At 68.4% G+C, this 21,808-nt stretch carries 19 protein-coding genes; 7 read left to right on the top strand and 12 right to left on the bottom strand.

The window, feature by feature from the left end:
- Nucleotides 1-63: 63 nt before the first annotated feature.
- Both AC1DGW_RS03630 and dbpA read left to right on the top strand, forming a co-directional pair.
- Nucleotides 64-1,122, top strand: coding sequence for a YeiH family protein (locus AC1DGW_RS03630; protein ID WP_478019466.1), 1,059 nt, complete (start codon nucleotides 64-66; stop codon nucleotides 1,120-1,122).
- A 97-nt stretch (nucleotides 1,123-1,219) separates the two neighbouring features.
- Nucleotides 1,220-2,596: an ATP-dependent RNA helicase DbpA gene (gene dbpA / locus AC1DGW_RS03625; protein WP_478019464.1), complete on the top strand. Its 1,377-nt coding sequence runs from the start codon at nucleotides 1,220-1,222 to the stop codon at nucleotides 2,594-2,596.
- Between the two features lie 91 nt (nucleotides 2,597-2,687).
- Here dbpA and AC1DGW_RS03620 read toward each other — a convergent pair whose 3' ends face one another.
- From AC1DGW_RS03620 to AC1DGW_RS03610, 3 genes are all read right to left on the bottom strand, one after another.
- Complete coding sequence (locus tag AC1DGW_RS03620) at nucleotides 2,688-3,251, bottom strand: adenine phosphoribosyltransferase (protein ID WP_478019636.1); 564 nt, start codon at nucleotides 3,249-3,251, stop codon at nucleotides 2,688-2,690.
- Nucleotides 3,248-4,807, bottom strand: coding sequence for a protein adenylyltransferase SelO (locus tag AC1DGW_RS03615; RefSeq protein WP_478019462.1), 1,560 nt, complete (start codon nucleotides 4,805-4,807; stop codon nucleotides 3,248-3,250). The genes AC1DGW_RS03620 and AC1DGW_RS03615 overlap by 4 nt, the downstream gene beginning before the upstream one ends.
- Nucleotides 4,808-4,967: 160 nt before the next feature.
- The gene (locus AC1DGW_RS03610; RefSeq protein WP_055769319.1) at nucleotides 4,968-5,177 is read right to left on the bottom strand and encodes a cold-shock protein; all 210 of its coding nucleotides are present in this window, start codon (nucleotides 5,175-5,177) and stop codon (nucleotides 4,968-4,970) included.
- Between the two features lie 317 nt (nucleotides 5,178-5,494).
- On the opposite strand from AC1DGW_RS03610, the gene AC1DGW_RS03605 reads away from it, so the two are divergent.
- From AC1DGW_RS03605 to AC1DGW_RS03590, 4 genes are all read left to right on the top strand, one after another.
- Complete coding sequence (locus tag AC1DGW_RS03605) at nucleotides 5,495-5,968, top strand: YaiI/YqxD family protein (protein WP_478019459.1); 474 nt, start codon at nucleotides 5,495-5,497, stop codon at nucleotides 5,966-5,968.
- Nucleotides 5,969-6,028: 60 nt separating this feature from the next.
- The gene (locus tag AC1DGW_RS03600; protein ID WP_478019457.1) at nucleotides 6,029-6,577 is read left to right on the top strand and encodes a YaeQ family protein; all 549 of its coding nucleotides are present in this window, start codon (nucleotides 6,029-6,031) and stop codon (nucleotides 6,575-6,577) included.
- A gap of 22 nt (nucleotides 6,578-6,599) precedes the next feature.
- Nucleotides 6,600-7,784, top strand: a complete 1,185-nt coding sequence (locus tag AC1DGW_RS03595; RefSeq protein ID WP_478019455.1) for a BaiN/RdsA family NAD(P)/FAD-dependent oxidoreductase — start codon at nucleotides 6,600-6,602, stop codon at nucleotides 7,782-7,784.
- A 93-nt stretch (nucleotides 7,785-7,877) separates the two neighbouring features.
- Nucleotides 7,878-9,950 carry an EAL domain-containing response regulator gene (locus AC1DGW_RS03590; RefSeq protein WP_478019453.1) on the top strand — a complete coding sequence of 691 codons (2,073 nt, stop codon included), beginning with the start codon at nucleotides 7,878-7,880 and terminating at the stop codon, nucleotides 9,948-9,950.
- Nucleotides 9,951-10,134: 184 nt separating this feature from the next.
- On the opposite strand, the gene fabV is transcribed toward AC1DGW_RS03590, so the two are convergent.
- The 7 genes from fabV to AC1DGW_RS03555 form a co-directional block, all read right to left on the bottom strand.
- Nucleotides 10,135-11,397, bottom strand: a complete 1,263-nt coding sequence (gene fabV, locus AC1DGW_RS03585; protein ID WP_478019451.1) for an enoyl-ACP reductase FabV — start codon at nucleotides 11,395-11,397, stop codon at nucleotides 10,135-10,137.
- A gap of 344 nt (nucleotides 11,398-11,741) precedes the next feature.
- The gene (gene secF, locus AC1DGW_RS03580) at nucleotides 11,742-12,710 is read right to left on the bottom strand and encodes a protein translocase subunit SecF (RefSeq protein WP_478019449.1); all 969 of its coding nucleotides are present in this window, start codon (nucleotides 12,708-12,710) and stop codon (nucleotides 11,742-11,744) included.
- A gap of 61 nt (nucleotides 12,711-12,771) precedes the next feature.
- Nucleotides 12,772-14,613 carry a protein translocase subunit SecD gene (gene secD / locus AC1DGW_RS03575; protein WP_478019447.1) on the bottom strand — a complete coding sequence of 614 codons (1,842 nt, stop codon included), beginning with the start codon at nucleotides 14,611-14,613 and terminating at the stop codon, nucleotides 12,772-12,774.
- A 60-nt stretch (nucleotides 14,614-14,673) separates the two neighbouring features.
- Entirely contained in the window at nucleotides 14,674-15,003 is a 330-nt protein-coding gene (gene yajC, locus AC1DGW_RS03570) for a preprotein translocase subunit YajC (protein WP_054665275.1), read from the bottom strand.
- A 132-nt stretch (nucleotides 15,004-15,135) separates the two neighbouring features.
- Nucleotides 15,136-16,266: a tRNA guanosine(34) transglycosylase Tgt gene (tgt, locus tag AC1DGW_RS03565; RefSeq protein ID WP_478019444.1), complete on the bottom strand. Its 1,131-nt coding sequence runs from the start codon at nucleotides 16,264-16,266 to the stop codon at nucleotides 15,136-15,138.
- Between the two features lie 68 nt (nucleotides 16,267-16,334).
- Nucleotides 16,335-17,387: a tRNA preQ1(34) S-adenosylmethionine ribosyltransferase-isomerase QueA gene (gene queA / locus AC1DGW_RS03560; RefSeq protein WP_478019442.1), complete on the bottom strand. Its 1,053-nt coding sequence runs from the start codon at nucleotides 17,385-17,387 to the stop codon at nucleotides 16,335-16,337.
- 78 nt (nucleotides 17,388-17,465) lie between these two features.
- Complete coding sequence (locus tag AC1DGW_RS03555; protein ID WP_456119211.1) at nucleotides 17,466-17,897, bottom strand: Lrp/AsnC family transcriptional regulator; 432 nt, start codon at nucleotides 17,895-17,897, stop codon at nucleotides 17,466-17,468.
- A gap of 116 nt (nucleotides 17,898-18,013) precedes the next feature.
- Here AC1DGW_RS03555 and AC1DGW_RS03550 point away from each other — a divergent pair, with 116 nt between their 5' ends.
- Nucleotides 18,014-19,510 (top strand): aminotransferase class III-fold pyridoxal phosphate-dependent enzyme, encoded by a 1,497-nt coding sequence (locus AC1DGW_RS03550; protein ID WP_478019438.1) that lies wholly within the window; start codon nucleotides 18,014-18,016, stop codon nucleotides 19,508-19,510.
- A 103-nt stretch (nucleotides 19,511-19,613) separates the two neighbouring features.
- On the opposite strand, the gene AC1DGW_RS03545 is transcribed toward AC1DGW_RS03550, so the two are convergent.
- The gene (locus AC1DGW_RS03545; protein WP_478019436.1) at nucleotides 19,614-21,044 is read right to left on the bottom strand and encodes an efflux transporter outer membrane subunit; all 1,431 of its coding nucleotides are present in this window, start codon (nucleotides 21,042-21,044) and stop codon (nucleotides 19,614-19,616) included.
- A complete protein-coding gene (locus AC1DGW_RS03540; RefSeq protein ID WP_478019434.1) occupies nucleotides 21,038-21,775 on the bottom strand; it encodes an SDR family oxidoreductase in 738 nt (245 codons plus the stop codon). Before AC1DGW_RS03540 ends, AC1DGW_RS03545 begins: the two co-directional genes overlap by 7 nt.
- Between the last annotated feature and the right edge of the window lie 33 nt (nucleotides 21,776-21,808).

Below are 21,808 nucleotides of genomic sequence, written 5' to 3'. Positions count from 1 at the left end.
GTATCCGTTTTACGGGTGATCATGCCGCCCTCAGGATGGGCCACCTTCTGATAACCATCCGTCATGAATACCGCCACGCAAGGGCTGGCTCCCGCCCACCCCTCCCGTCTCCTTCCCGGTCTGCTGCTGACCGCCGCCGTCGCCGGCCTGTCCACCTGGCTCGGCACCCTGCCGTGGATGCAGGCGCACGGCATCAGCGCGCTGACGCTGGCCATCGTGATCGGCATCGTCCTCGGCAATACCGTCTACGCCGCGCTGGCACCGCGCGCAGCCGCCGGCGTCGGCTTCTCCAAGGCCACGCTGCTGCGCGCTGGTATCGTCCTCTACGGCCTGCGCCTGACCCTGCAGGACATCGGCCAGGTCGGCGCCACCGGCGTGCTGATCGACGCGCTGGTGCTGTGTTCCACCTTCGCCCTGGCCTGGTGGCTGGGTTGCCGGGTACTCGGGCTGGAACGCAACACGGCCCTGCTGATCGGCGCCGGCAGTTCCATCTGCGGCGCCGCCGCGGTGATGGCTGCCGAACCGGTGGTCAAGGGCCGCGCCGAGCAGGTGGCCGTCGCCGTGGCGACCGTGGTGGTGTTCGGCACGCTGGCGATGTTCCTGTACCCGCTGCTCTACCAGTGGGGCATGGACGCTGGCTGGATGCCGCTGGACGAAACCGGCTTCGGCGTGTTCACAGGCTCCACCGTGCATGAAGTGGCGCAGGTGGTGGCCGCCGGCCGCGCCGTCAGCCAGCCGGCCGCCGACGCCGCGGTCATCGCCAAGATGGTGCGGGTGATGATGCTGGCGCCGTTCCTGGTCGGACTGTCGGCGCTGCTGGCGCGCGGTCGCCTTGCCGGCAACGGCCAGCGCTCGAAGATCGCGGTTCCCTGGTTCGCCTTCGGCTTCATCGCCATGGTCGGCTTCAACTCGCTGCAACTGCTGCCGGCACGGCTGGTCGCCACGCTGGTCGATCTGGATACCGCCCTGCTGGCGATGGCAATGGCGGCCCTGGGCCTGACCACCCACGTCTCGGCCCTGCGCCAGGCCGGCACCCGGCCGCTGCTGCTGGCGGTACTGCTGTTCGCCTGGCTGCTGGGCGGCGGGCTGCTGATCAACCTCGGCGTGCGGGCCATCCTGTAGGTGCGGGGCTTGCCCCGCACAGGGCTTTTCCGGCGAAGCCCGATCACGCATCAGGGGGCGCACCTACATTCCGTCGCGCCATCTGCGAAAATGCCGCATGACCGATTTCTCTACCCTGCCGCTGTCGCCGGCACTCGCTCCCGGCATCGACGCGCTGGGCTATACCGCCATGACCCCGGTGCAGGCGCTGAGCCTGCCGCCGATCCTGGAAGGGCGCGATGTGATCGCCCAGGCCCCCACCGGCAGCGGCAAGACCGCCGCGTTCGGCCTGGGCCTGCTGAACCGGCTCGATCCGGCCACCATCCGTACCCAGGCACTGGTGCTCTGCCCCACCCGCGAACTGGCCGACCAGGTCGGCAAACAGCTGCGCAAGCTGGCCACCGGCATCCCCAACCTCAAGCTGCTGGTGCTGACCGGTGGCGTGCCGCTGGGTCCTCAGCTGGCGTCGCTGGAAGCGCACGACCCGCAGGTGGTGGTGGGCACGCCCGGCCGCGTGCAGGAGCTGGCGCGCAAGCGCGCGCTCAACCTCGGCCAGGTGCGCACGTTCGTGCTCGACGAAGCCGACCGCATGCTCGACATGGGCTTCGAGGAGCCCATCCGCGAGATCGCCGGCCGCACCCACAAGGAACGCCAGAGCCTGCTGTTCTCGGCGACCTTCCCCGATGAAATCCGCGAACTGGCCCGCGCCCTGCTCAACGAACCGGTGGAAGTCACCATCGACGGCCAGCAGGAAGCCCCGGCCATCCAGCACCTGTTCTTCGAGGTCGAATCCGCGCACCGGCAGAAGGCGCTGGCCGGTCTGCTGCTCAAGTACACGCCCGAATCGGCGGTGGTGTTCTGCAACACCCGCAAGGACGTGGACGAAGTGGCCAACTCGCTGCGCCAGTTCGGCTTCTCCGCGCTGGCCCTGCATGGCGACATGGAGCAGCGCGACCGCGACGAAGTGCTGCTGCAGTTCTCCAACCGCAGCTGCAACGTGCTGGTCGCCAGCGACGTGGCCGCGCGCGGCCTGGACGTGGAAGACCTGGCCGCGGTGGTCAACTACGAGATGCCCAGCGATCTGGACACCTACCGCCACCGCGTCGGCCGCACCGCCCGCGCCGGCCGCAGCGGCCTGGCGCTGAGCTTGGTCGCCGGCCGCGAGCGCCACCGCGCCGATGCGCTGGAAGCCGACCAGGGCAGCGCCCTGAACTGGCAGAAGACCCCGCTGGCCACCGCACGCCCAGCGCAGTTGCCGCAGGCGGCGATGACCACGCTGCGCATCGATGGCGGCAAGACCGACAAGCTGCGCGCCGGCGACATCCTCGGCGCCCTCACCGGCGATGCGGGACTGTCGGGCAAGGCCATCGGCAAGATCGACATCTTCCCCACCCGCTCCTACGTGGCCATCGCCCGCGAACAGGTCGGCAAGGCCGTGGCGCGGCTGGAAGCCGGCAAGATCAAAGGCAAGCGGTTCCGCGTACGGAAGATGTAGGACCAGGAACGCAGGAGCGCACTTCAGTGCGCGGGGCTCTACCGGGGAAGCCCCAGCGCGCACTGAAGTGCGCTCCTGCGCCAGTGCGCTCCTACGCCCGATACACCAGCGTCGCCTGCAACGGCAGGCCTCCGGGCCAGCGCTGGCGGCCGCCCAGTCCATCCAGTTCCACCAGCACCGCCGCACCCAGCACCTCGGCTTCGAGCCGATGCGCCAGCAACAGCGCCGCGGCAAGCGTGCCGCCGGTGGCCAGCACATCGTCGACCAGCAGCACCCGTGCTCCCGGCGCGATGGCGCCGGCGCAGACCTCGATGCGGTCGCTGCCGTATTCCAGTGCGTACTCCTGCATCAGGGTGGCACCGGGCAGCTTGCCCGGCTTGCGCACCGGCACGAAGCCGGCACCCAGTTCCAGCGCCAGCGCGGCACCGAGGATGAAGCCGCGCGCTTCCACGCCCAGCACCGCCTGCACCCCGGCCGCGCGCCACGGCCCGGCCATCGCCGCGATCGCGGCGCGGAAAGCGGCGGCATCGGCCAGCAGCGGCGTGATGTCCTTGAAGCGGATGCCGGGCCGGGGGAAATCGGCCACCTCGCGGATCGCGCCGGACCAGTCGGGATAGGTGTTCGTCATATGGGTCATTGAACCGCAGGGAATCAGGAGCTGCACGAAAGCATCGAGCAGCCGGCGCGCTCGCGCGCCCACTCCGGGCGGCGTTGAGCAAATGCCTCGCGGCCGGGCTGCTCGTCATACGGGCGACGCAGCACTTCCTGCAACTCGGCGATGCCTGCCGTATCGCCCTGCTCGGCGCGGTCGATGGCCTGCTGCGCCAGCCAGTTGCGCAGCACGTACTTCGGATTGGCGGCCAGCATGATGCGGCGCCGCTCCTCCGTCGGCAGGTTGGTGTCGCGCACGCGCGCGGCATGGCGCTGCAGCCAGTCCAGCAGGCCGGGCATCACCCGTGCGCGGCGCCCGGGCGAATAGAACGCTTCTTCCAGCGCGGCCGCATCCAACTGCAGGGGATCGACATCGGCCAGCGCACGGAACGCCAGGGTCATGTCCATCTCGCCTTCGTGCAGCAGTTCCCGGAACCGCGCCATCAATGCCTCATCGCCCTCGCGGTACCTGCCCAGGCCGAGCTTGGCGACCAGGTTGCCGCGCTCGCATGCGGCGAAACGCGCCTGGAAGGCATCCAGCCCGGCCTGCAGCGGCGCCGCCTCGTCGAACAGCGGCGACAACGCCTGCGCCAGCCGGACCAGGTTCCAGTACGCCACCTGCATCTGCGTGCCGAAGCGGTAGCGGCGGCCCTGCGCGTCGGTGGTGTTCGGCGTCCAGTCCGGGTCGTAGTCTTCGACCCAGCCATACGGGCCGTAGTCGATGGTCAGGCCGAGCACGGACATGTTGTCGGTATTCATCACTCCATGCACGAAGCCCACCTGCATCCATTGCGCGACCATCTCCGCGGTGCGCGTGCAGATCTCGACGAACCAGTCTGCCTGGCGCGAGGAGCCGGCCTGCAGGTGCGGGAAATCGCGGTCGATGCAGAAATCCACCAGTCGCTGCAGCAGCGCCAGGTCGCCGCGCGCGGATGGCAGCTCGAAACTGCCGAAGCGGATGAACGAGGGCGCCACCCGGCAGACCACCGCGCCCGGTTCGCCGCGCGGATGGCCGTCGTAGAACATGTCGCGCACCACGGTTTCGCCGGTGCTGACCAGGCTCAGGGCGCGTGTGGTCGGCACGCCGAGGTGATGCATGGCCTCCGAGCACAGGAATTCGCGGATCGACGAACGCAGCACCGCGCGGCCATCCGCACCCCGCGAGTACGGTGTCGGCCCCGCCCCCTTGAGCTGCAGTTCCCAGCGCCCGCCGCCGGCAAGCAGTTCGCCGAGCGAAATGGCGCGGCCATCACCCAGCTGCCCGGCCCAATGTCCGAACTGGTGCCCGCCATAGTTGGCCGCCCACGGCTGCATGCCGGCATACAGCGCATTGCCACCGAATACCTCGGCGAAATCCGGCGCCTGCATGGCTTCCGCATCGAAACCCAGCATCGTCGCTGCTTCGGGCGAATGCGCCAGCAACCGCGGCGCCGCCACCGGCGTCGGCATCACCTGCGACCAGGCCGCGCCGAGCACCTCGCGCCGGCGCGATCCGGTTTCGGCGTCGCCGGGCAGTTCGTGCAGGAAGCGGTTGTCGAAATGCAGTACCTGGGTATCCATCGGCAGGAGATGGGGGCTGGGCTCGATGTCACAAGCACGGCCGCTGGAAGGCCGCGTCATTCCCGTAAAAGCAGCCGCCGGGAATGGTTCCGACACAAATAAAAACGCCGGAAGCTTTCGCTTCCGGCGTTCTGGCTACCTTGCGGTTGCGAGGGGTCGATTAGACCGCCTGCACCTGGTCAGCCTGCATGCCCTTCTGGCCCTGCACGGCGACGAAGGTCACCTTCTGGCCTTCCTGCAGCGACTTGAAGCCGGTGCCCTGGATGGCACGGAAGTGCACGAACAGGTCGGGGCCGCTTTCCGGGGTGATGAAACCAAAACCCTTGGCATCGTTGAACCACTTCACCGTGCCGGTCTGACGCTCAGACATTACAAACTCCTGGAACTATTGATTGGAAATCGCAGCCACCGGGGATCGGGGCCGAGACTGAGTTGCAGGCGTTGGTAAAACGGAACGATGAGCGGATCGGTGAGGATCAGCTGCATCAGGCCACGATTCACGGTGACCCTTGCAAGCACAGTGGGGCGAAAGATACGCGGCTTTCCGCCAAAAAGCGACAAATACCGTATTCATCCGTCCCGCAGGCGGTCGTCGGGGCAACAATCCCGGCAAATTCATTGGCTTGGCGGTTCGGGGAGGGCGCCTGATATCCCGGATCGGCAGCCCCGGCGGCTAGACTGCGCGGCATGGAATCCGCCCTTCCCGCCCCGGCGCCCCGCATCTGGGTCGATGCCGACGCCTGCCCCGCCGTCATCCGCGACATTCTTTACCGCGCCGCCGAACGTACCCGGATCGAGGTGATCCTGGTCGCCAACCGCTGGCTGCAGACGCCGGCCTCGCGCTTCGTCCGCGCCATGCAGGTCGCCGGTGGCCCGGACGTGGCCGACGATGCCATCGCCGAGCGCGTCGTCGCCGGCGACCTGGTGGTGACCCAGGACATCCCGCTGGCCGCGCGCGTACTGGCCGTAGGTGCCGCCGCGCTGGACCCGCGCGGCGGGCCGTTCAGCGCCGACAGCATCGCGCAGCGCCTGTCGATACGCGATTTCATGGCCGAACTGCGCGGCGCGGGCGTCCAGACCGGCGGCCCGGCCAGCCTGCACACACGCGACCGCCGGGCCTTCGCCGCACGGCTCGACCAATGGCTGGCGCGACAACGCTGAAGTGCAGGCCGCCGGGCATGCGCCCGCGCAGTAGAATGACGGTCTTTGCCCCGTGATCCCATGGCCCTCACCGCCACCATCCGCAAGGCCGAGCTGCAGATCAGCGACATGGACCGCGGCTACTACGCGACCCACCACCTGACCCTGGCCCAGCACCCCTCCGAGACCGACGAGCGCCTGATGGTGCGCCTGCTCGCCTTCGCGCTGAACGCCGACGACCGCCTGGAGTTCGGCCGCGGCCTGAGCACCGACGACGAGCCGGACCTGTGGCAGCACGACTACACCGGCGACATCCTGCAATGGATCGACCTCGGCCACCCGGACGAATCGCGCGTGCGCAAGGCCTGCAACCGCAGCCGCCAGGTGCGGGTGATCAATTACGGCGGCAACGCCTCGGACATCTGGTGGCAGAAGCAGGGCAAGGGCCTGGCCCGTTTCGGCAATCTGTCGGTGATGGATCTGGACGCCGGGTTCGTCGAGCGCTGGGGCCAGCAGATCCAGCGGGCGATGCGCTGGAGCCTGCTGATCCAGGACGGCGAGGTGCAGATCCTCAACGACCAGGTCCAGCTCGACATCATCCCCGCCTGGCGCAAGCGCGCGGCGGCCTGAGCGCGCGGTGACGAATCCAGGCATGGGCACGCACCGCTGCGACGTGCTGGTGATCGGCGCCGGCGCCGCCGGGCTGATGTGTGCGCTCACCGCCGGCCAGCGCGGCCGCATCGTGCAGGTGATCGACCACGCCAACAAGGTCGGCAAGAAAATCCTGATGTCCGGCGGCGGCCGCTGCAACTTCACCAATACCGGCACCACCGCCGCCAACTTCCTTTCGGCCAACCCGCATTTCTGCAAATCGGCGCTGGCCCGCTATACCCCGGCCGACTTCATCGAGATGGTCGAGCGGCACCGCATCGCTTACCACGAGAAAGAGCTCGGGCAGCTGTTCTGCGACGTCTCCTCCAAGCTGATCGTGCGCATGCTGCAGGACGAATGCCAGCAGGCGGGCGTGCAGGTCCGCACCGACTGCGCGGTGGAAGGCATCGAACGCGGCGCCGACGGCTTCCGCGTGCGTACCGCCCACGGGCTGTTCCACTGCGCCTCGCTGGTGATCGCCACCGGCGGCCTGTCCATTCCCAGCATGGGCGCCAGCGGTTTCGGCTACGAGGTCGCGCGCCAGTTCGGCCATGAGGTGCTGCCCACCCGCGCCGGGCTGGTGCCGCTGACCCTGAGCGGCAGACACCAGGAACGCTTCGCCGAACTGAGCGGCGTGGCGCTGCCGGTGGAGGCGCGCTGCAACGGACAGGGTTTCCGCAACTTCATGCTGCTGACCCACCGCGGCATCAGCGGCCCGGCGATCCTGCAGATCTCCTCGTACTGGCAGCCCGGCGACGACCTGCGCCTTGACCTGCTGCCCGGCCACGATGCGCTGGAATGGCTGCGCGCGATGAAGCGCGAGCGCGGCGCTTCGGAGCTGCGCACGGTGCTGGCCGAGGTCATGCCCAAGCGGATGGCGCAGCGCCTGTGCGAGCACTGGCTGCCGGACAAGCCGGTGCGCCAGCTCGACGAGCCGCAGCTGAAGCGGGCCGCGGCCCTGCTGGCGGATTTCCCGCTGGTAGCCAGCGGCACCGAGGGCTACCGCACCGCCGAGGTGACGCTGGGCGGCGTGGACACGCGCCAGGTGTCGTCCGCGACCCTGGAATCGCGGCAGGTGCCGGGGCTGCATTTCGTCGGCGAGGTGCTGGACGTGACCGGCTGGCTGGGCGGCTACAACTTCCAGTGGGCCTGGGCCTCGGGGCATGCGGCCGGACAGGCGGCCTGAGGCGCGCGCAGGAACCGCGTCACAGGCAAGCGATCCGCGCATGGACGGCACCGCACCCATGTTGTATTAAACCCGGTCAGAGGGGAGTCCTGAATGCAGAACGGCAAAGAAACAACCCTGCGCCTGCTGATCGTCGACGACAGCGCCGAGAACGCCGAGGCGATCGTCAGCGCCCTGCGCAACAGCGGCATCGCCATCCGCCCGTTCCGGCCGCAGGCACCGGCCGAACTGGTGGACATCCTGTCCGGCCAGTCCATCGACCTGGTGCTTTCGGCGCCCTCGCAGGTGATCCCGCAGGCCCTGCTCAGCCAGCAGATCGCCGCCAGCGGCAAGGACATCCCGACGATCCTGCTGGCCGAACAGGTCGACGAGCAGATGCTGGTGGAGTCCGGCGCCAACGGCATCCGCGCCATCGCCCTGCGCCACCGCCCCGAGCACCTGCTGGCGGTGGTCCGCAACGAATGGACCGACCTGCAGGCGCGCCGCGGCCTGCGCCGGATCGAGGCGCAGATGCGCGAGACCGAGCGCCGCTGCGACGCGCTGATCGCCTCCTCGCGCGACCCCATCGCCTATATCCACGAAGGCATGCACATCCGCGCCAACGAGGCGTACCTGGAGATGTTCGGCTACGAATCGTTCGAGGACGTGGAAGGCATCTCGCTGCTGGACATGGTCGCGCCGCAGCACGTGGAGGACTTCAAGCAGCTGCTGAAGGCGCTGGGCAAGGGTGAGCCGCCGCCGCCGCAGTACGAGGTGCACGCGCGCAACCAGGATGGCGACAGTTTCCCGGCTACGATGGAATTCACCGCCGCCACCTACGAGGGCGAATCCTGCTTCCAGGTGGTGTTTCGCCGCCGCGAGGAGTTCGATCCGGAGCTGGCGCGCGAGGTCGAGGAGCTGCGCCAGCGCGACCAGGTCACCGGCCTGCTCAACCGCCCCACTTTCATGGTGCACCTGGAAAACGCCGTGGCGCAGGTCAGCCGCAGCGAGGGCCAGTACGGCTTCCTGCTTGTGGAGCCGGACCACTACGCGCGCCTGCTGCCCGACATCGGCCTGGATTCGGCCGACGCGCTGGTCGCCGCGCTGGGCCAGCACCTGGCCGCGACCCTCGATGCCGGGCTGTCGGTCGCGCGCTTCGGCGAACACAGCTTCGCCATCCTCGCGCAGGGCGACTATCCGCATACCACGCGGTTGGCCGAGCGCGTGCGCGAAGCCTTCGCCTCGCATGTTTTCAGCGTCGGCGCGCGCTCGGCGACGGTCACCGTCAGCATCGGCGGCGTGCAGGTCGGCGAGAAGATCGCCAGCGTCGGCCAGGTACTGGCACGCGCCAGCGACTGCACCCGCGCCGCGGCCGAACTGGGCGGCAACACGGTCAAGGTCTTCGACCCGGGCGCCGCCGACCGCGTCGAGGAAGAACGCATCCAGCGCTGGGTGGAACTGATGCGCGACGCGCTGGAAGGCGACGGCTTCCAGCTGCGCTTCCGCCCGGTCATCAACCTCATGGGCGAGGCGATCCAGCTGTACGACGCCTCGCTGCGACTGCGCAACAACGACGAGATGGTAGGCCCCTCGACCTTCCTGCCGATCGCCGAGGACCAGGGCCTGCTCGCGCCCATCAACCGCTGGCTGGTCGGCCACGCGATCAAGGCGCTGGGCGAGCGCCGCCGTGCCGGCCACCGCACCCACCTGATGGTGCGCATCACCCCGGAATCGTTCTCCGATCCGCAGCTGCTGGCGGTGATCCGCGACGGCCTGCAGGCCGAGGGCGTGGCGGGCGACCAGCTGTGGCTGCAGGTCCCCGAGGCCAAGGTGTTCACCCACCTGCGCAACGCCCAGCAGTTCCTTGCTGCCGTCTCGGCGCTGGGCTGCAAGGTCGGGTTGGAGCAGTTCGGTTCCGGGCTGGATTCGTTCCAGCTGCTGGCCCACTTCCAGCCGGGCTTCCTCAAGCTGGACAGCAGCTTCACCGCCGATCCGGTCCAGGCCCGCGAACAGCTGCCCAAGACCCAGGAAATCACCGCGCGCGCGCAGTCGGAGAACATCCGCACCATCGCCGAATTCGTCTCGGACGCGGCAACGATGAGCCTGTTGTTCAGTTCCGGCGTGGACTACGTGCAGGGCGATTTCGTCGGCCCGGCCGGCCCGGAGATGAATTTCGAGTTCGGCTGAGCCAAGGCCGAAACCCGCAGGAGCGCACTTCAGTGCGCGATGGGGCTTGCACGCAGATCCCTCTGCAACAGCCCGCACATCCATGTGCGGGGATTCAAATAGAAAGCCCCATCGCGCACTGAAGTGCGCTCCTACATCAGGTTCATTGCAAACGAAGGGCCGGCATCCGCCGGCCCTTCGCGCATCAGGTCAGGTCGACCAGGTTTTCGATCTTCACGTCCGGGTCCACGTCGGCGTCGTAGTCCACGCCGTCGATGCCGAAGCCGAACAGGCGCAGGAAGTCGGCCTTGTAGCCGGCCAGGTCGCTGATCTCGTACAGGTTCTCGTTGGTCACCTGCGGCCACAGTTCCAGTACCCTGCCCTGCACTTCCGGCGCCATTTCCTTGTAGTCGGCGCGCAGGCGGCCTTCCTCGTCGACCAGCGCGATGCCGCGGCCCTTGCCATCGACCAGTTCGCGGCGCAGGTGGCCCGCCGCGTTGGCGCCGCCCTGCGGGCCGTTGTAGAGGATGTCGTACAGGGTATCGAGCTGCTCGATGCAGCCTTCGTGGGTGCCCTCGCCCTTCATCACCTTGAACAGCAGCGACAGGTACAGCGGCATGGTCGGGATGGCCGAGCTGGCCTGGGTGACCACCGCCTTGAGCACAGACACGCGCGCATCGCCGCCGATGCCCTGCAGGCTGGCGCGGATGTCCTTGACCTTGGTGTCCAGGTCCTTCTTGGCGGCACCGATCGAACCGTTCCAGTAGATCGCCTGGGTGATCTCCTCGCCGACATAGGTGAAAGCGGTAGTGGTCGCGCCCGGCGCCAGCACGCCGGCTTCCAGCAGCGCGTCGATCCACATCTGCCAGTCCTCGCCGCCCATCACCTGCACGGTGCCGGCGATTTCCTCGGCGGTGGCCGGCTGCAGGGTGGTCTCGGTCAGCACTTCCTTGTCGGTATCCAGGCCGCGCAGGGTGATCGGCGCGCCGATCGGCTTGAGCGTGGAGCTGATGACCTCGCCGGTCTTCGGGTGCCTGCGGCGCGGCGATGCCAGGCTGTAGACCACCTGGTCAACCTGGCCCAGGTCGGCCTTGATGATCTCGATGACCTTGGCCTTGACCTCGTCGGAGAACGCATCGCCGTTGACGCTGCGCGCATACAGGCCGGCCTGGTGCGCATACTTCTCGAACGCAGCCGAGTTGTACCAGCCGGCCGTACCCGGCTTGCTGTCGCTGCCGGGGCGCTCGAAGAACACGCCCAGCGTGGCGGCATCGCTGCCGAAGGCGGCCTTGATGCGCGCAGCCAGGCCGTAGCCGGTGGAGGCACCGATCACCAGCACCTTCTTCGGGCCATGGGCGAGCCGGGGCTGCGCCTTGATGTAGTCGATCTGTTCCTTGACCGCCGCGTCGCAGCCGGCCGGATGGGTGGTGACGCAGATGAAGCCGCGCACACGCGGTTTGATGACCATGGAAACCTCGGTTGGATGCGGAAAAACAGCGCCGTGGCACATCGCGGACGGGCGCCGAACCGCGAGGATCGTAGTGTGCGCCTGCGGCGATGACAACCGACGCCACCGCATGGATCGCACAGGAAAATACCGGCTGGACGATGCGCCCGCGGGAATCAGGCAGGACCGGGCCCGGCAGCGTGCATCATGCGAGGGGCAACGCTGGCCGTTGGCCGTTGGCCGGTGTCATTGGCATTGCGGCTGCCAGCCGACTCACGGCGCTACCGTATAGGTGGGCCGGATAGCGGACAAAAAGAAAGAGCCGCGCGATGCGCGGCTCTTTCCCGGACGGAAACCGGCGGACCTTACGGGCGGCGCGCCAGTTCCTCGACGTCCTTGGCCTTGGGCAGCAGGTCCTGCTTGGAGACCCGGAACGGCCCGATCGTCAGCATCGGCACCGCGACCAGCACCGAGGACACCACCACGATCACCGCGCCGATCATGTGGGTTTCGGCCAGGCCTTCCATCGACGTGCCGCCGTACAGGTACAGGGCGAACGCCGACAGGAAGAACATCACCGCGGTGATGATGGTGCGCGACAGGGTCTGGTTGATGGAACGGTTCAGCACTTCCATCGAATCCACGCGCAGGCTGCGGAAGTTCTCGCGCACGCGGTCGAACACCACGATGATGTCGTTGATCGCGAAGCCCATCACCGACAGCAGGCCGGCCAGCACGGTCAGGTCGAAATCGCGGCCGAGCAGCGACATGTAGGCGATGGTCAGGATCAGGTCGAAGAACGCAGTGATGCTGGCCACCATCGCGAACTTCCACTCGAAGCGCGCGGCGATGTAGACCAGGAAGCCGATCAGCATGAACAGCGTGGCGTAGATGCCGTTCATCGCCAGGTCCTTGCCGACCTGCGGGCCGACGAACTCGCCCGGCTGCACGGTGGCCGGGTTGGCGTCGGTGGTGATGGCGGCGCGCACCTTCTCGGCGACCTTCTGCGCGGCGTCGGCGGCGTTGTTGTGCTCGTTGTCCGCCTGCAGGCGGATCATCACGTCGTTGCCGCCGCCCACGCTCTGCACCTGCGCGTGCTCGAAGCCGGCCGTGGCCAGGCGCTCGCGCACCTGCTCGGCATCCACCGCCTTCTCGAAGTGGGTGCGCACCACGGTGCCGCCGGTGAACTCGAGCGCGTAGTTGAAGCCCTTCAGGCCGATGATGGCGATGGACGCCACCAGCAACACCGCCATGAACGCCAGCACCGGCTTGCGGTGGCGCATGAAATCGATGGTGGTGTCGTTCGGGATGATGTGGAGCGGGAACAGTTTCATGCAGGGAGTTTCCTGTCAGGCCCCGCACGCGGACGTGCGGGGCGCTTGCGATGGATTCGCGTCAGATCGCCACGGAGGTCAGCTTCTTGCGGTGGCCGTAGATCAGCACCGCCAGCGAGCGCGACACGGTGATCGCGGTGAACATCGAGGCGAAGATGCCGATGATCATGGTCAGCGCGAAGCCCTTCAGCGGGCCGGTGCCGAAGGCATACAGGGCCACGCCGACGATCAGGCCGGTCAGGTTGGCGTCGAGGATGGTATGGGAGGCCTTCTCGTAACCGGCGGCGATGGCCGCCTTGGCCGGCATCCCGCCGCGCAGCTCCTCGCGGATGCGCTCGTTGATCAGCACGTTGGCGTCCACCGACAGGCCCACCGACAACGCCAGGCCGGCGAAGCCCGGCAGGGTCATGGTCGCGCCGAACAGCGACATCACCGACACCACGATCAGCAGGTTGAACAGCAGCGCCACCGAGGTGATCGCGCCGAACATGCGGTAGTACACGGTGAAGAACAGCAGGGTGAACACGAACGAGAACACCACCGCCTTGATGCCGCTGGCCACGTTCTCCGCGCCCAGGCTCGGGCCGATCACGTATTCCTCGACGAAGTCCATCGGCGCGGCCAGCGAACCGGCGCGCAGCAGCTTGGCCAGGTTGTCGGCCTCGGTCTTCTCCAGGCCGGTGGTGATGAAGTTCTTGCCCAGCGGGCTGTTGATGTTGGCCACGGAAATGACTTCTTCCTTGACCCGGAAGCTGCGCACTTCCTTGCCGTCGACCATGGTCACCTGCGGGATGCGCTCGGTGTAGACCACGGCCATCGGCTTGTTCACGTTGACGCTGGTGACGTCGAACATGCGCTGGCCGCCGACGCTGTTGAGCGTGACCGCAACCGCGGGCAGGCCGTTCTGGTCGGTGGACACCTCGGCCTTGACCATCTGGTCGCCGGTCACGATGGTGCGCTTGTTCAGCAGCACCGGCATGCCGCGGCGATCGCGGTACAGGCGTGCTTCCGGCGGGATGCGGCCGCTGGCGGCAGCGTCGGCCGCATTGCCGTCCACCACCAGGCGGTATTCCAGGGTGGCGGTGGCGCCGATCATGCGCTTGGCTTCGGCGGTGTCCTGCACGCCCGGCAGCTCGACCACGATGCGGTCCTCGCCCTGGCGCTGGATGATCGGCTCGGCCACGCCCAGCTCGTTGACGCGGTTGCGCAGCGTGGTCAGGTTCTGTTCGATGGCGCCGGAGGCGATCTGCAGCATCTCGGCCTGCGGCACGCTCACGGTGATGCGCTCGTCGCTGCCGGAATAGGTCAGGGTCGGCTGCGCCTTGACCAGCGCGGCGCGGGCCTTGTCCGCGTCGGCGGCATTGGACAGCGTCACCTGGATGTCGTTCTCGCCGCGGCGCTCGACCGAACGGTAGCCGACGCGGTTGTCGCGCAGCGTGGTGCGGATGTCCTCGGCGAAGGCCTCGAAGCGCTTGTCCACGGCGGCTTTCTTGTCCACCTGCAGGGCGAAGTGCACGCCGCCCACCAGGTCCAGGCCCAGCACCATCGGCTTGCCGCCGATCCGCGCCAGCCAGTCCGGCACGGTCGAGGCCAGGTTCAGCGCGACCGTGTAGTTCTCGCCGGCCTTCTCGCGCAGTACGTCGTTGGCGCGGGTCTGGGCGTCGAGCGAGCCGAGGCGGACGATCAGGCTCTCGCCTTCCTTCTCCACCGACTTGGGCGTGATGCCGGCCTCGCCCAGCGCGGCGCCGACGCGCTGCTTGAGGGCATCGTCGACCTGGCCGCCGCGGTTGGCGGTGATCTGCACGGACGGATCCTTCTGGTACACGTTGGGCAGCGCGTACAGGGCGCTGAACACCAGGATGGCCAGGATCAGGAAGTACTTCCAGCGAGGAAATTCAAGCATTGCGGATTCCTGCGCGACGCCTGTCCCGGCGCCGCGTCATGACGGAAGGGAAACTCGGGCTCAGGCCGCGGACTTCAGCGTGCCCTTGGGCAGCACGTTGCCGATGGCGCCCTTCTGCACGCGGATGCGGACGTTGTCGGCCACTTCGACGGTGATGAAGTTGTCGCCGATGTCGGTCACCACGCCGGCGATGCCGCCGTTGGTCAGCACTTCGTCGCCCTTGGAGATCTTCTCCAGCATCGCCTTGTGTTCCTTCTGGCGCTTCATCTGTGGGCGGATCATCAGGAAGTACATGACCGCGATCAGGGCGATCGGCAGCAGGAAAGTGCCCATTCCCGGGGCGGCCGGAGCGGCCTGGGCGACGGGAAGCAGGATAGCCATCGGGTTCATCGTGTGTCCTTAACTGTTGGGCAGCGCCCGCCGGAGCCGGCGCCGCGAAACGGATTCAAGCGGGGAAGTATGCCATAGGGGCGGCCCGGCTCCATTGCAAGCCCGCCCTGCCCCGCGGCCTCCCCGGCCGGGTCAGAGCGCCGGGGCGGTCGTGCCCCGGGCCGCATAGAAGGACTGGCGGAACGCCAGGAAGGTTCCCGCCTCGATGGCCGCGCGCATGTCGGCCATCAGCTTCTCGTAGTAATACAGGTTGTGCAGGGTGCCGAGCATCGGCGCCAGCATCTCGTTGCAGCGGTCCAGGTGGCGCAGGTAGGCGCGGGTATAGCCGCTGCTGCAGGCGTGGCAGCCGCAGCCCGGTTCGATCGTGTCCATGTCGCGCTCGTAGCGGGCGTTGCGGATGCGCACCGTGCCGAACGAGGTGAAGTAGTGGCCATTGCGCGCGTTGCGGGTCGGCATGACGCAATCGAACATGTCCACGCCGCGGGCCACGCCCTCGACCAGATCCTCCGGACGGCCCACGCCCATCAGGTAACGCGGGCGGTCGGCCGGCAGGATCGGATGCATGTGCTCGAGCATGGCGTTGCGCTCGTGCTCGGGCTCGCCCACCGCCAACCCGCCGATGGCGTAGCCGTCGAAGCCGATCTGCTGCAGGCCTTCGGCCGAACGGCTGCGCAGGTCGACATGCACGCCACCCTGGACGATGCCGAACAACGCCGCATCGTTGTCCATCGCATCGTGCGCGTCGCGCGAGCGCCTGGCCCAGCGCAGGCTCAGTTCCATCGATCTGCGCGCCACGTCCTCGGTGGCCGGATACGGCGTGCACTCGTCGAAGATCATCACGATGTCCGAATCGAGCACCTTCTGGATCTTCATGCTCTCCTCCGGCCCCAGGAACACGCGGGCGCCGTCGGTCGGCGAGGCGAAGGTGACGCCCTGCTCGGTGATCTTGCGCCGGTGCGCCAGCGAGAACACCTGGAAGCCACCCGAATCGGTCAGGATCGGCCCGTTCCAGCGGCAGAAACCGTGCAGGCCGCCATGGTCGGCGATCACGTCAAGGCCCGGGCGCAGGTACAGGTGGAAGGTGTTGCCGAGGATGATCTCGGCGCCGAGCGCGCGGACCTGCTCGGGCAGCACGCCCTTCACCGAACCATAGGTGCCCACCGGCATGAACGCAGGGGTCTGCACCGTGCCGCGCGGGAAAGACAGCTGGCCGCGGCGCGCGTTGCCGTCGGTGGTCTGGAGGGTGAACTGCAGTCTGGACATGGGGCTTGTTTCGATCGGTATGCCGCCATTGTCGCGGATCGGCGACGGCGGCGCAGGTAAAGGCGGAATCAGGCGTCGGACTTCGGGAACAGCAGCATCGCGTCGCCGTAGCTGAAGAACCGGTAGCGCGCGGCGATTGCGTGCGCGTAGGCATCGAACACCCGCTTCTTGCCGGCGAAGGCGGAGATCATCATCAGCAGGGTGCTTTCCGGCAGGTGGAAGTTGGTGACCATCGCGTCGACGCTGCGGATGCGGTAGCCCGGAGTGATGAAGATCTGCGTCTCGCCGGCGAACGGATGCAGTTCGCCCTCGGGCATCGCCTCGCTTTTACGCCAGGCACTTTCAAGGGCGCGCACCACGGTGGTGCCGACGCCGATCACGCGGCCACCGGCGGCGCGGGTCTGGCGCACCTGCTGCACCAGTTCGGCGCCGACATTGAGCCATTCGCGGTGCATCACATGGTGGGACAGGTCGTCCACCCGCACCGGCTGGAAGGTGCCCGCTCCCACGTGCAGGGTGATGTGGCCGAAGCGCACGCCGCGCGCACGCAACCGCTCCAGCAGCGCCTCATCGAAATGCAGGCCCGCGGTCGGCGCGGCCACCGCGCCGACCTGGCGCGCGAACACGGTCTGGTAGCGCTCGCGGTCGTCGGCGCCCGGTTCGCGGTGGATGTACGGCGGCAGCGGCAGCCGGCCTTCGTGCACCAGCCAGGATTCCAGCGGCTCGGGGAGATCGAAGCGCAGCACGTAGAACTCGCCGTCGCGGCCGAGCACCTCGGCCTCGCCACCAGCGTCGAGCTGGATGCGGCTGCCGGGCTTGGGCGACTTGCTGGCGCCGATCTGGGCGCGGGCCTGCTGGCCGCCGAGCAGGCGCTCGATCAGGATCTCGACCCGGCCGCCGGTGGCCTTCTGCCCGAACAGCCGCGCCGGGATCACCCGGGTATCGTTGAACACCAGCAGGTCGCCGGGCTGCAGCAGGTCCGGCAGGTCACGCACATGGCGGTCGTCATAGGCGGCCGGCGCCGGTGGCACCACCAGCAGGCGGCTGGCGGAGCGCTCGGCCAGCGGCGCCTGGGCGATCAGCTCTTCGGGCAGGTCGTAGTGGAAATCGGACTTCTTCAAGGCCGGAACATCGGGCGGGGGAGCCGGCCATTGTACCGGCACCCGCGCACGCGCCCCCGCACGAACAGCAGCCGGAGGTCAGCGCTCGAACTTGGTCGACAGGATGATCGCGCTGGTGGTGCGCTCGACCCCGTCGATCACGCCGATGGCGTCGGTGACCACGTCCATCTCGCCGACCCCGCCCACCACCACCATCGCCACCAAGTCGTGCGCGCCGCTGACCGAATGCAGGCTGCGCACCTCCGGGATCTCGCGCAGCGCCTTGACCACGGCCGGCATCCTGCGCGGCGACACCGTGATCAGCACGTGCGCGCGCACCTGGCCCTGCTCGTAGTCCTCATGGGTGCGCACGGTGTAGCCGGCGATCACCCCCTGCTGCTCGAGCCGGTCGATGCGGCTCTGCACCGTGGTGCGCGACAGACCGAGCCGGCGCGCGATCTGCGCGGTGGAGGCCCGGGCGTCCTCGCGCAGCACGGAAAGCAGGCGTTCGTCGGCGGGAGAAATCTTCACATCGCGGACCATTTTCGTCGATTCGACGAAATTAACCCGATTTTCGACGGAATGACAGCTGCCATATGACCAGAATCTCCAGATAATGACTGTACAAAACCTTTCTGGAGATGAGCATGACCGTACTCGGCCCTCTCGCCGCGCTCCGCGCGCACGCCGGCACCCGCCTGACCACCGGGCTGGACGACGCTGCCGTCGAACGCCTGGCCGCCGCCCATCCCGATCTGTCCGGCGCCATCGCGGCGGCGGCCAGCGAATATGCCCGCATCAAGGACGAGGTCGCCGACCTGCTGGACCTGGACGAGAAGGACCAGATCGCCGCGATGCAGGCCGGCTTCGTCAATTTCTACGCCGACGATGCGGTGGTGCCATACATCGCCCTCGCCGCCTGCGGCCCGTGGGTGGTCTCGCTCAAGGGCGCGGTGCTGTATGACGCCGGCGGCTACGGCATGCTCGGCTTCGGCCATACCCCGGCCGACGTGCTGGCTGCCGCCGCCAAGCCGCAGGTGATGGCCAACATCATGACCCCGAGCCTGTCCCAGCGCCGCTTCGTGCAGGCGCTGCGCAACGAGATCGGCCACACCCGCGGCGGCTGTCCGTTCTCGCACTTCATGTGCCTGAACTCTGGCTCCGAGGCGGTCGGCCTGGCCGCCCGCATCGCCGACATCAACGCCAAGCTGCAGACCGATCCGGGTGCCCCCCACGCCGGCGCCACGGTCAAGCGCGTGGTCATCAAGGGCAGCTTCCACGGCCGTACCGACCGCCCGGCGCTGTACTCGGATTCGACCCGCAAGACCTACGACCGCTTCCTGGCCAGCTACCGCGGCGAGGACAGCGTCATCGCCATCGCCCCTTACGACGAGGCCGCGCTGCGCAAGGTGTTCGACGATGCCAAGGCCAACAACTGGTTCGTCGAAGCCGTGTTCCTGGAGCCGGTGATGGGCGAAGGCGACCCGGGCCGCGCGGTCCCGGCAAGCTTCTACAAGCTGGCGCGCGAACTGACCCGTGACCATGGCAGCCTGCTGCTGATCGACTCCATCCAGGCCTCGCTGCGCGCGCACGGCACCGTGTCGTTCGTCGATTACCCGGGCTATGAAACCCTGGACCCGCCGGACATGGAGACCTACTCCAAGGCGTTGAACGGCGCGCAGTTCCCGCTGTCGGTACTGGCCGTGACCGCACATGCCGCCCAGCTGTACCGCAAGGGCGTGTACGGCAACACCATGACCACCAACCCGCGCGCGCTGGACGTGGCCTGCGCCACGCTCGCCCGCCTTACCCCCGAGGTACGCCAGAACATCCGCGCCCGTGGCGAGCAGGCGGTGCAGAAGCTGGAAGCGCTCAAGGCGAAGCTGGGCGGCCTGATCACCAAGGTACAGGGCACCGGCCTGCTGTTCTCCTGCGAACTGGCCCCGCAGTTCAAGTGCTATGGCGCCAATTCCACCGAGGAATGGCTGCGCATGCACGGCGTCAACGTGATCCACGGCGGCGAGAACTCGCTGCGCTTCACCCCGCATTTCGGCATGGACGAGGCCGAGTTGGACCTGCTGGTGGACATGGTCGGCCGTGCACTGGCCGAAGGCCCGCGCCGCGAGCAGGCCGACGCGGCCTGATCCGCACCGGCTGCACCGATGGAAAACGGAAGAGGCGGCCACCTGGCCGCCTTTTTCGTCCGGGAAAGCCCATGCGGGGCGAGCCCCGCATCCACCCGACAACTCAGTGCGTATCGACCACCGCAACCGACGGCGCCGATGCCGACGCCTGCCCCCAGCCCCCCAAGGCCTTGTAGACGCCGACCACGCTGACATTCACCGTGGCCTCGGCGGCGGCGAGCGCGTCGTCGGCTGCCAGCTGGTTGCGCTGCGCATCCAGCAGCGCAAGGAAGTCCTCCGATCCTTCGCGGTAGCGGACCTGCGCCAGCGATTCGGCACGCCGCGCCGCCTGCGCCTGTTCGGCGATGATCGCCAGCCGTGCCTGCTGCCTGGAATAGCGCGCCAGCGCATTCTCCGCGTCCTCCAGCGCCAGCAGCACCGTCTTCTCGTACTCGGCCGCCACGCCGTCGGCCTGCGCGCGGCTGGCGCGCAGCCGCGCGCGCACGCTGCCGAAGTCGAACGCGGCCCAGCTCAACGATGGCGTCAGCGACCAGGCCTTGTTGGCACCGTTGACCAGGCCGCCGGCATCGCCGCCGAGGAAACCGACGAAGCCGGTCAGCGACAACCGCGGGAACAGGTCGGCGGTGGCCACGCCCACCCGCGCGGTGGCCGCGGCGAGGCGGCGCTCGGCCGCACGCACGTCGGCGCGCCGCCGCAGCAGGCCGGTGGTGTCGCCCAGCGGCAAGGCCCTGGCGAACGCCGGCACCTCGCGCGGCTGCAGCAGTGTATCCAGCGTACCCGGACGCTGCCCCAGCAGGACCGCCAGCCGGTGCCGCGACTGCGTCTGCGCCATCTCCAGCAAGGGGATGTCGGCCTCGATCGCCTTCAGCCGCGCGCGGCTGCTCTGCACGTCCAGTTCGCTGCCCGCACCCAGTTCCCAGCGGGTCTCGGTCAGCGCCTGCGTGTCGCGCAGGTTGAGCAGGGTGCGCTCGGCCACGGCGATGCGCTTCTGCGTGCCGCGCAGCTCGAAATAGTTGCGCGCGACTTCGGCAGCCACCAGCACCTGCGCATCGACCAGGTTGGCCCACTCCGCATCCAGATCGGCGCGTGCCGCCTCGGCGGCACGGCGCTGGCGGCCGAACAGGTCCAGCTCCCAACCGGCGTCGAAACCGAGCTGCCAGGTCTCGCTGGAGACACGCGCGCCGCCCTGCGCCGGGTCGGGCTGCAGGCGCCGGTCCTGGCTGCCGGTCGCGGTGACGTGCGGCGCCTGGTCCAGGCGGCTTTCGATGAACACTGCGCGCGCCTGGCGCACGCGCGCCAGCGCCACCTTCAGGTCGAGGTTGTCCGACAACGCCGCATGCATCAGCTGTTCGAGCACCGGATCGTCGAACTGCGCCCACCAGCTGGCCACCGGCGACTGCGCGTTGTATACCGGCGCGACCGCGCCCTGCAGCGCGACAGGCACCTGCGCCGGCGCCTTGTAATCCGGGCCGACGGTGACGCAGCCGGCCAGCAGCAGGCCGGAGAGCGCAGCGGCCAGCGCGTGCCTCACCATGGCAGCACCTCGCCGAGGTAAGTGAAGCTGCCGTTCGGGCCTTCATCGCCGACCAGCGCCATCTGCACGCTGGAGCGCGCGCCGTCGGCGACGTCGATTTCCCCCAGCCCGCCATTCATGTCGGTCCTCACGTAGCCCGGATGCACGGTGTTGACCCTGATCGGCGTATCGCGCAGTTCGTACGCCAGCGACAGGGTCCAGCTGTTCACCGCCGCCTTGGAGGCGTTGTAGGCCGGGATCTTGAAATCGTAGATGCCCGAACCAGGATCGGCGTGCAGGGTCTGCGAGGCGAGAATGCTGGAGACGTTGACGATGCGCCCCGCGCCGGACCGCCTGAGCAGTGGCAGGAAAGCCTGGGTGACAGCCACCAGTGCGTGCACATTGGTATCGAAGGTGCGGTGCCAGACCTCCAGCGACTGTTCCGACGGCGGCAGCGCCGGATCTTCCAGCAGCACACCGGCGTTGTTGACCAGGATGTCCAGCCGGCCATGGCGCTGTTCTACCTCGCGCACGGCGGCGGCGATGCTGGCCGCGTCGGTCACGTCCAGCTGCAGCGCCTCCACCGGCAGGCCCTCGGCCTGCAGCTTCAGCGCCAGTTCCACCGTGGTTTCGCGCCGGCGCCCGGCCAGCAGCGTGTGCACGCCGGCGTGGGCCAGCTGGCGCACGGTCTCGGCCCCGATGCCGCGGGTGGCGCCGGTGACCAGCGCGATTCTGTCGTGATGGGTATTCATGGATTCATGCCTCGATGGGAGCAGCGGCCGCCG

The sequence above is a fragment of the Stenotrophomonas sp. 05N423 genome (assembly GCF_056397145.1).
Note: the sequence above shows the minus strand (reverse complement) of the source record. Positions and strands in the feature narration are given on the sequence as shown.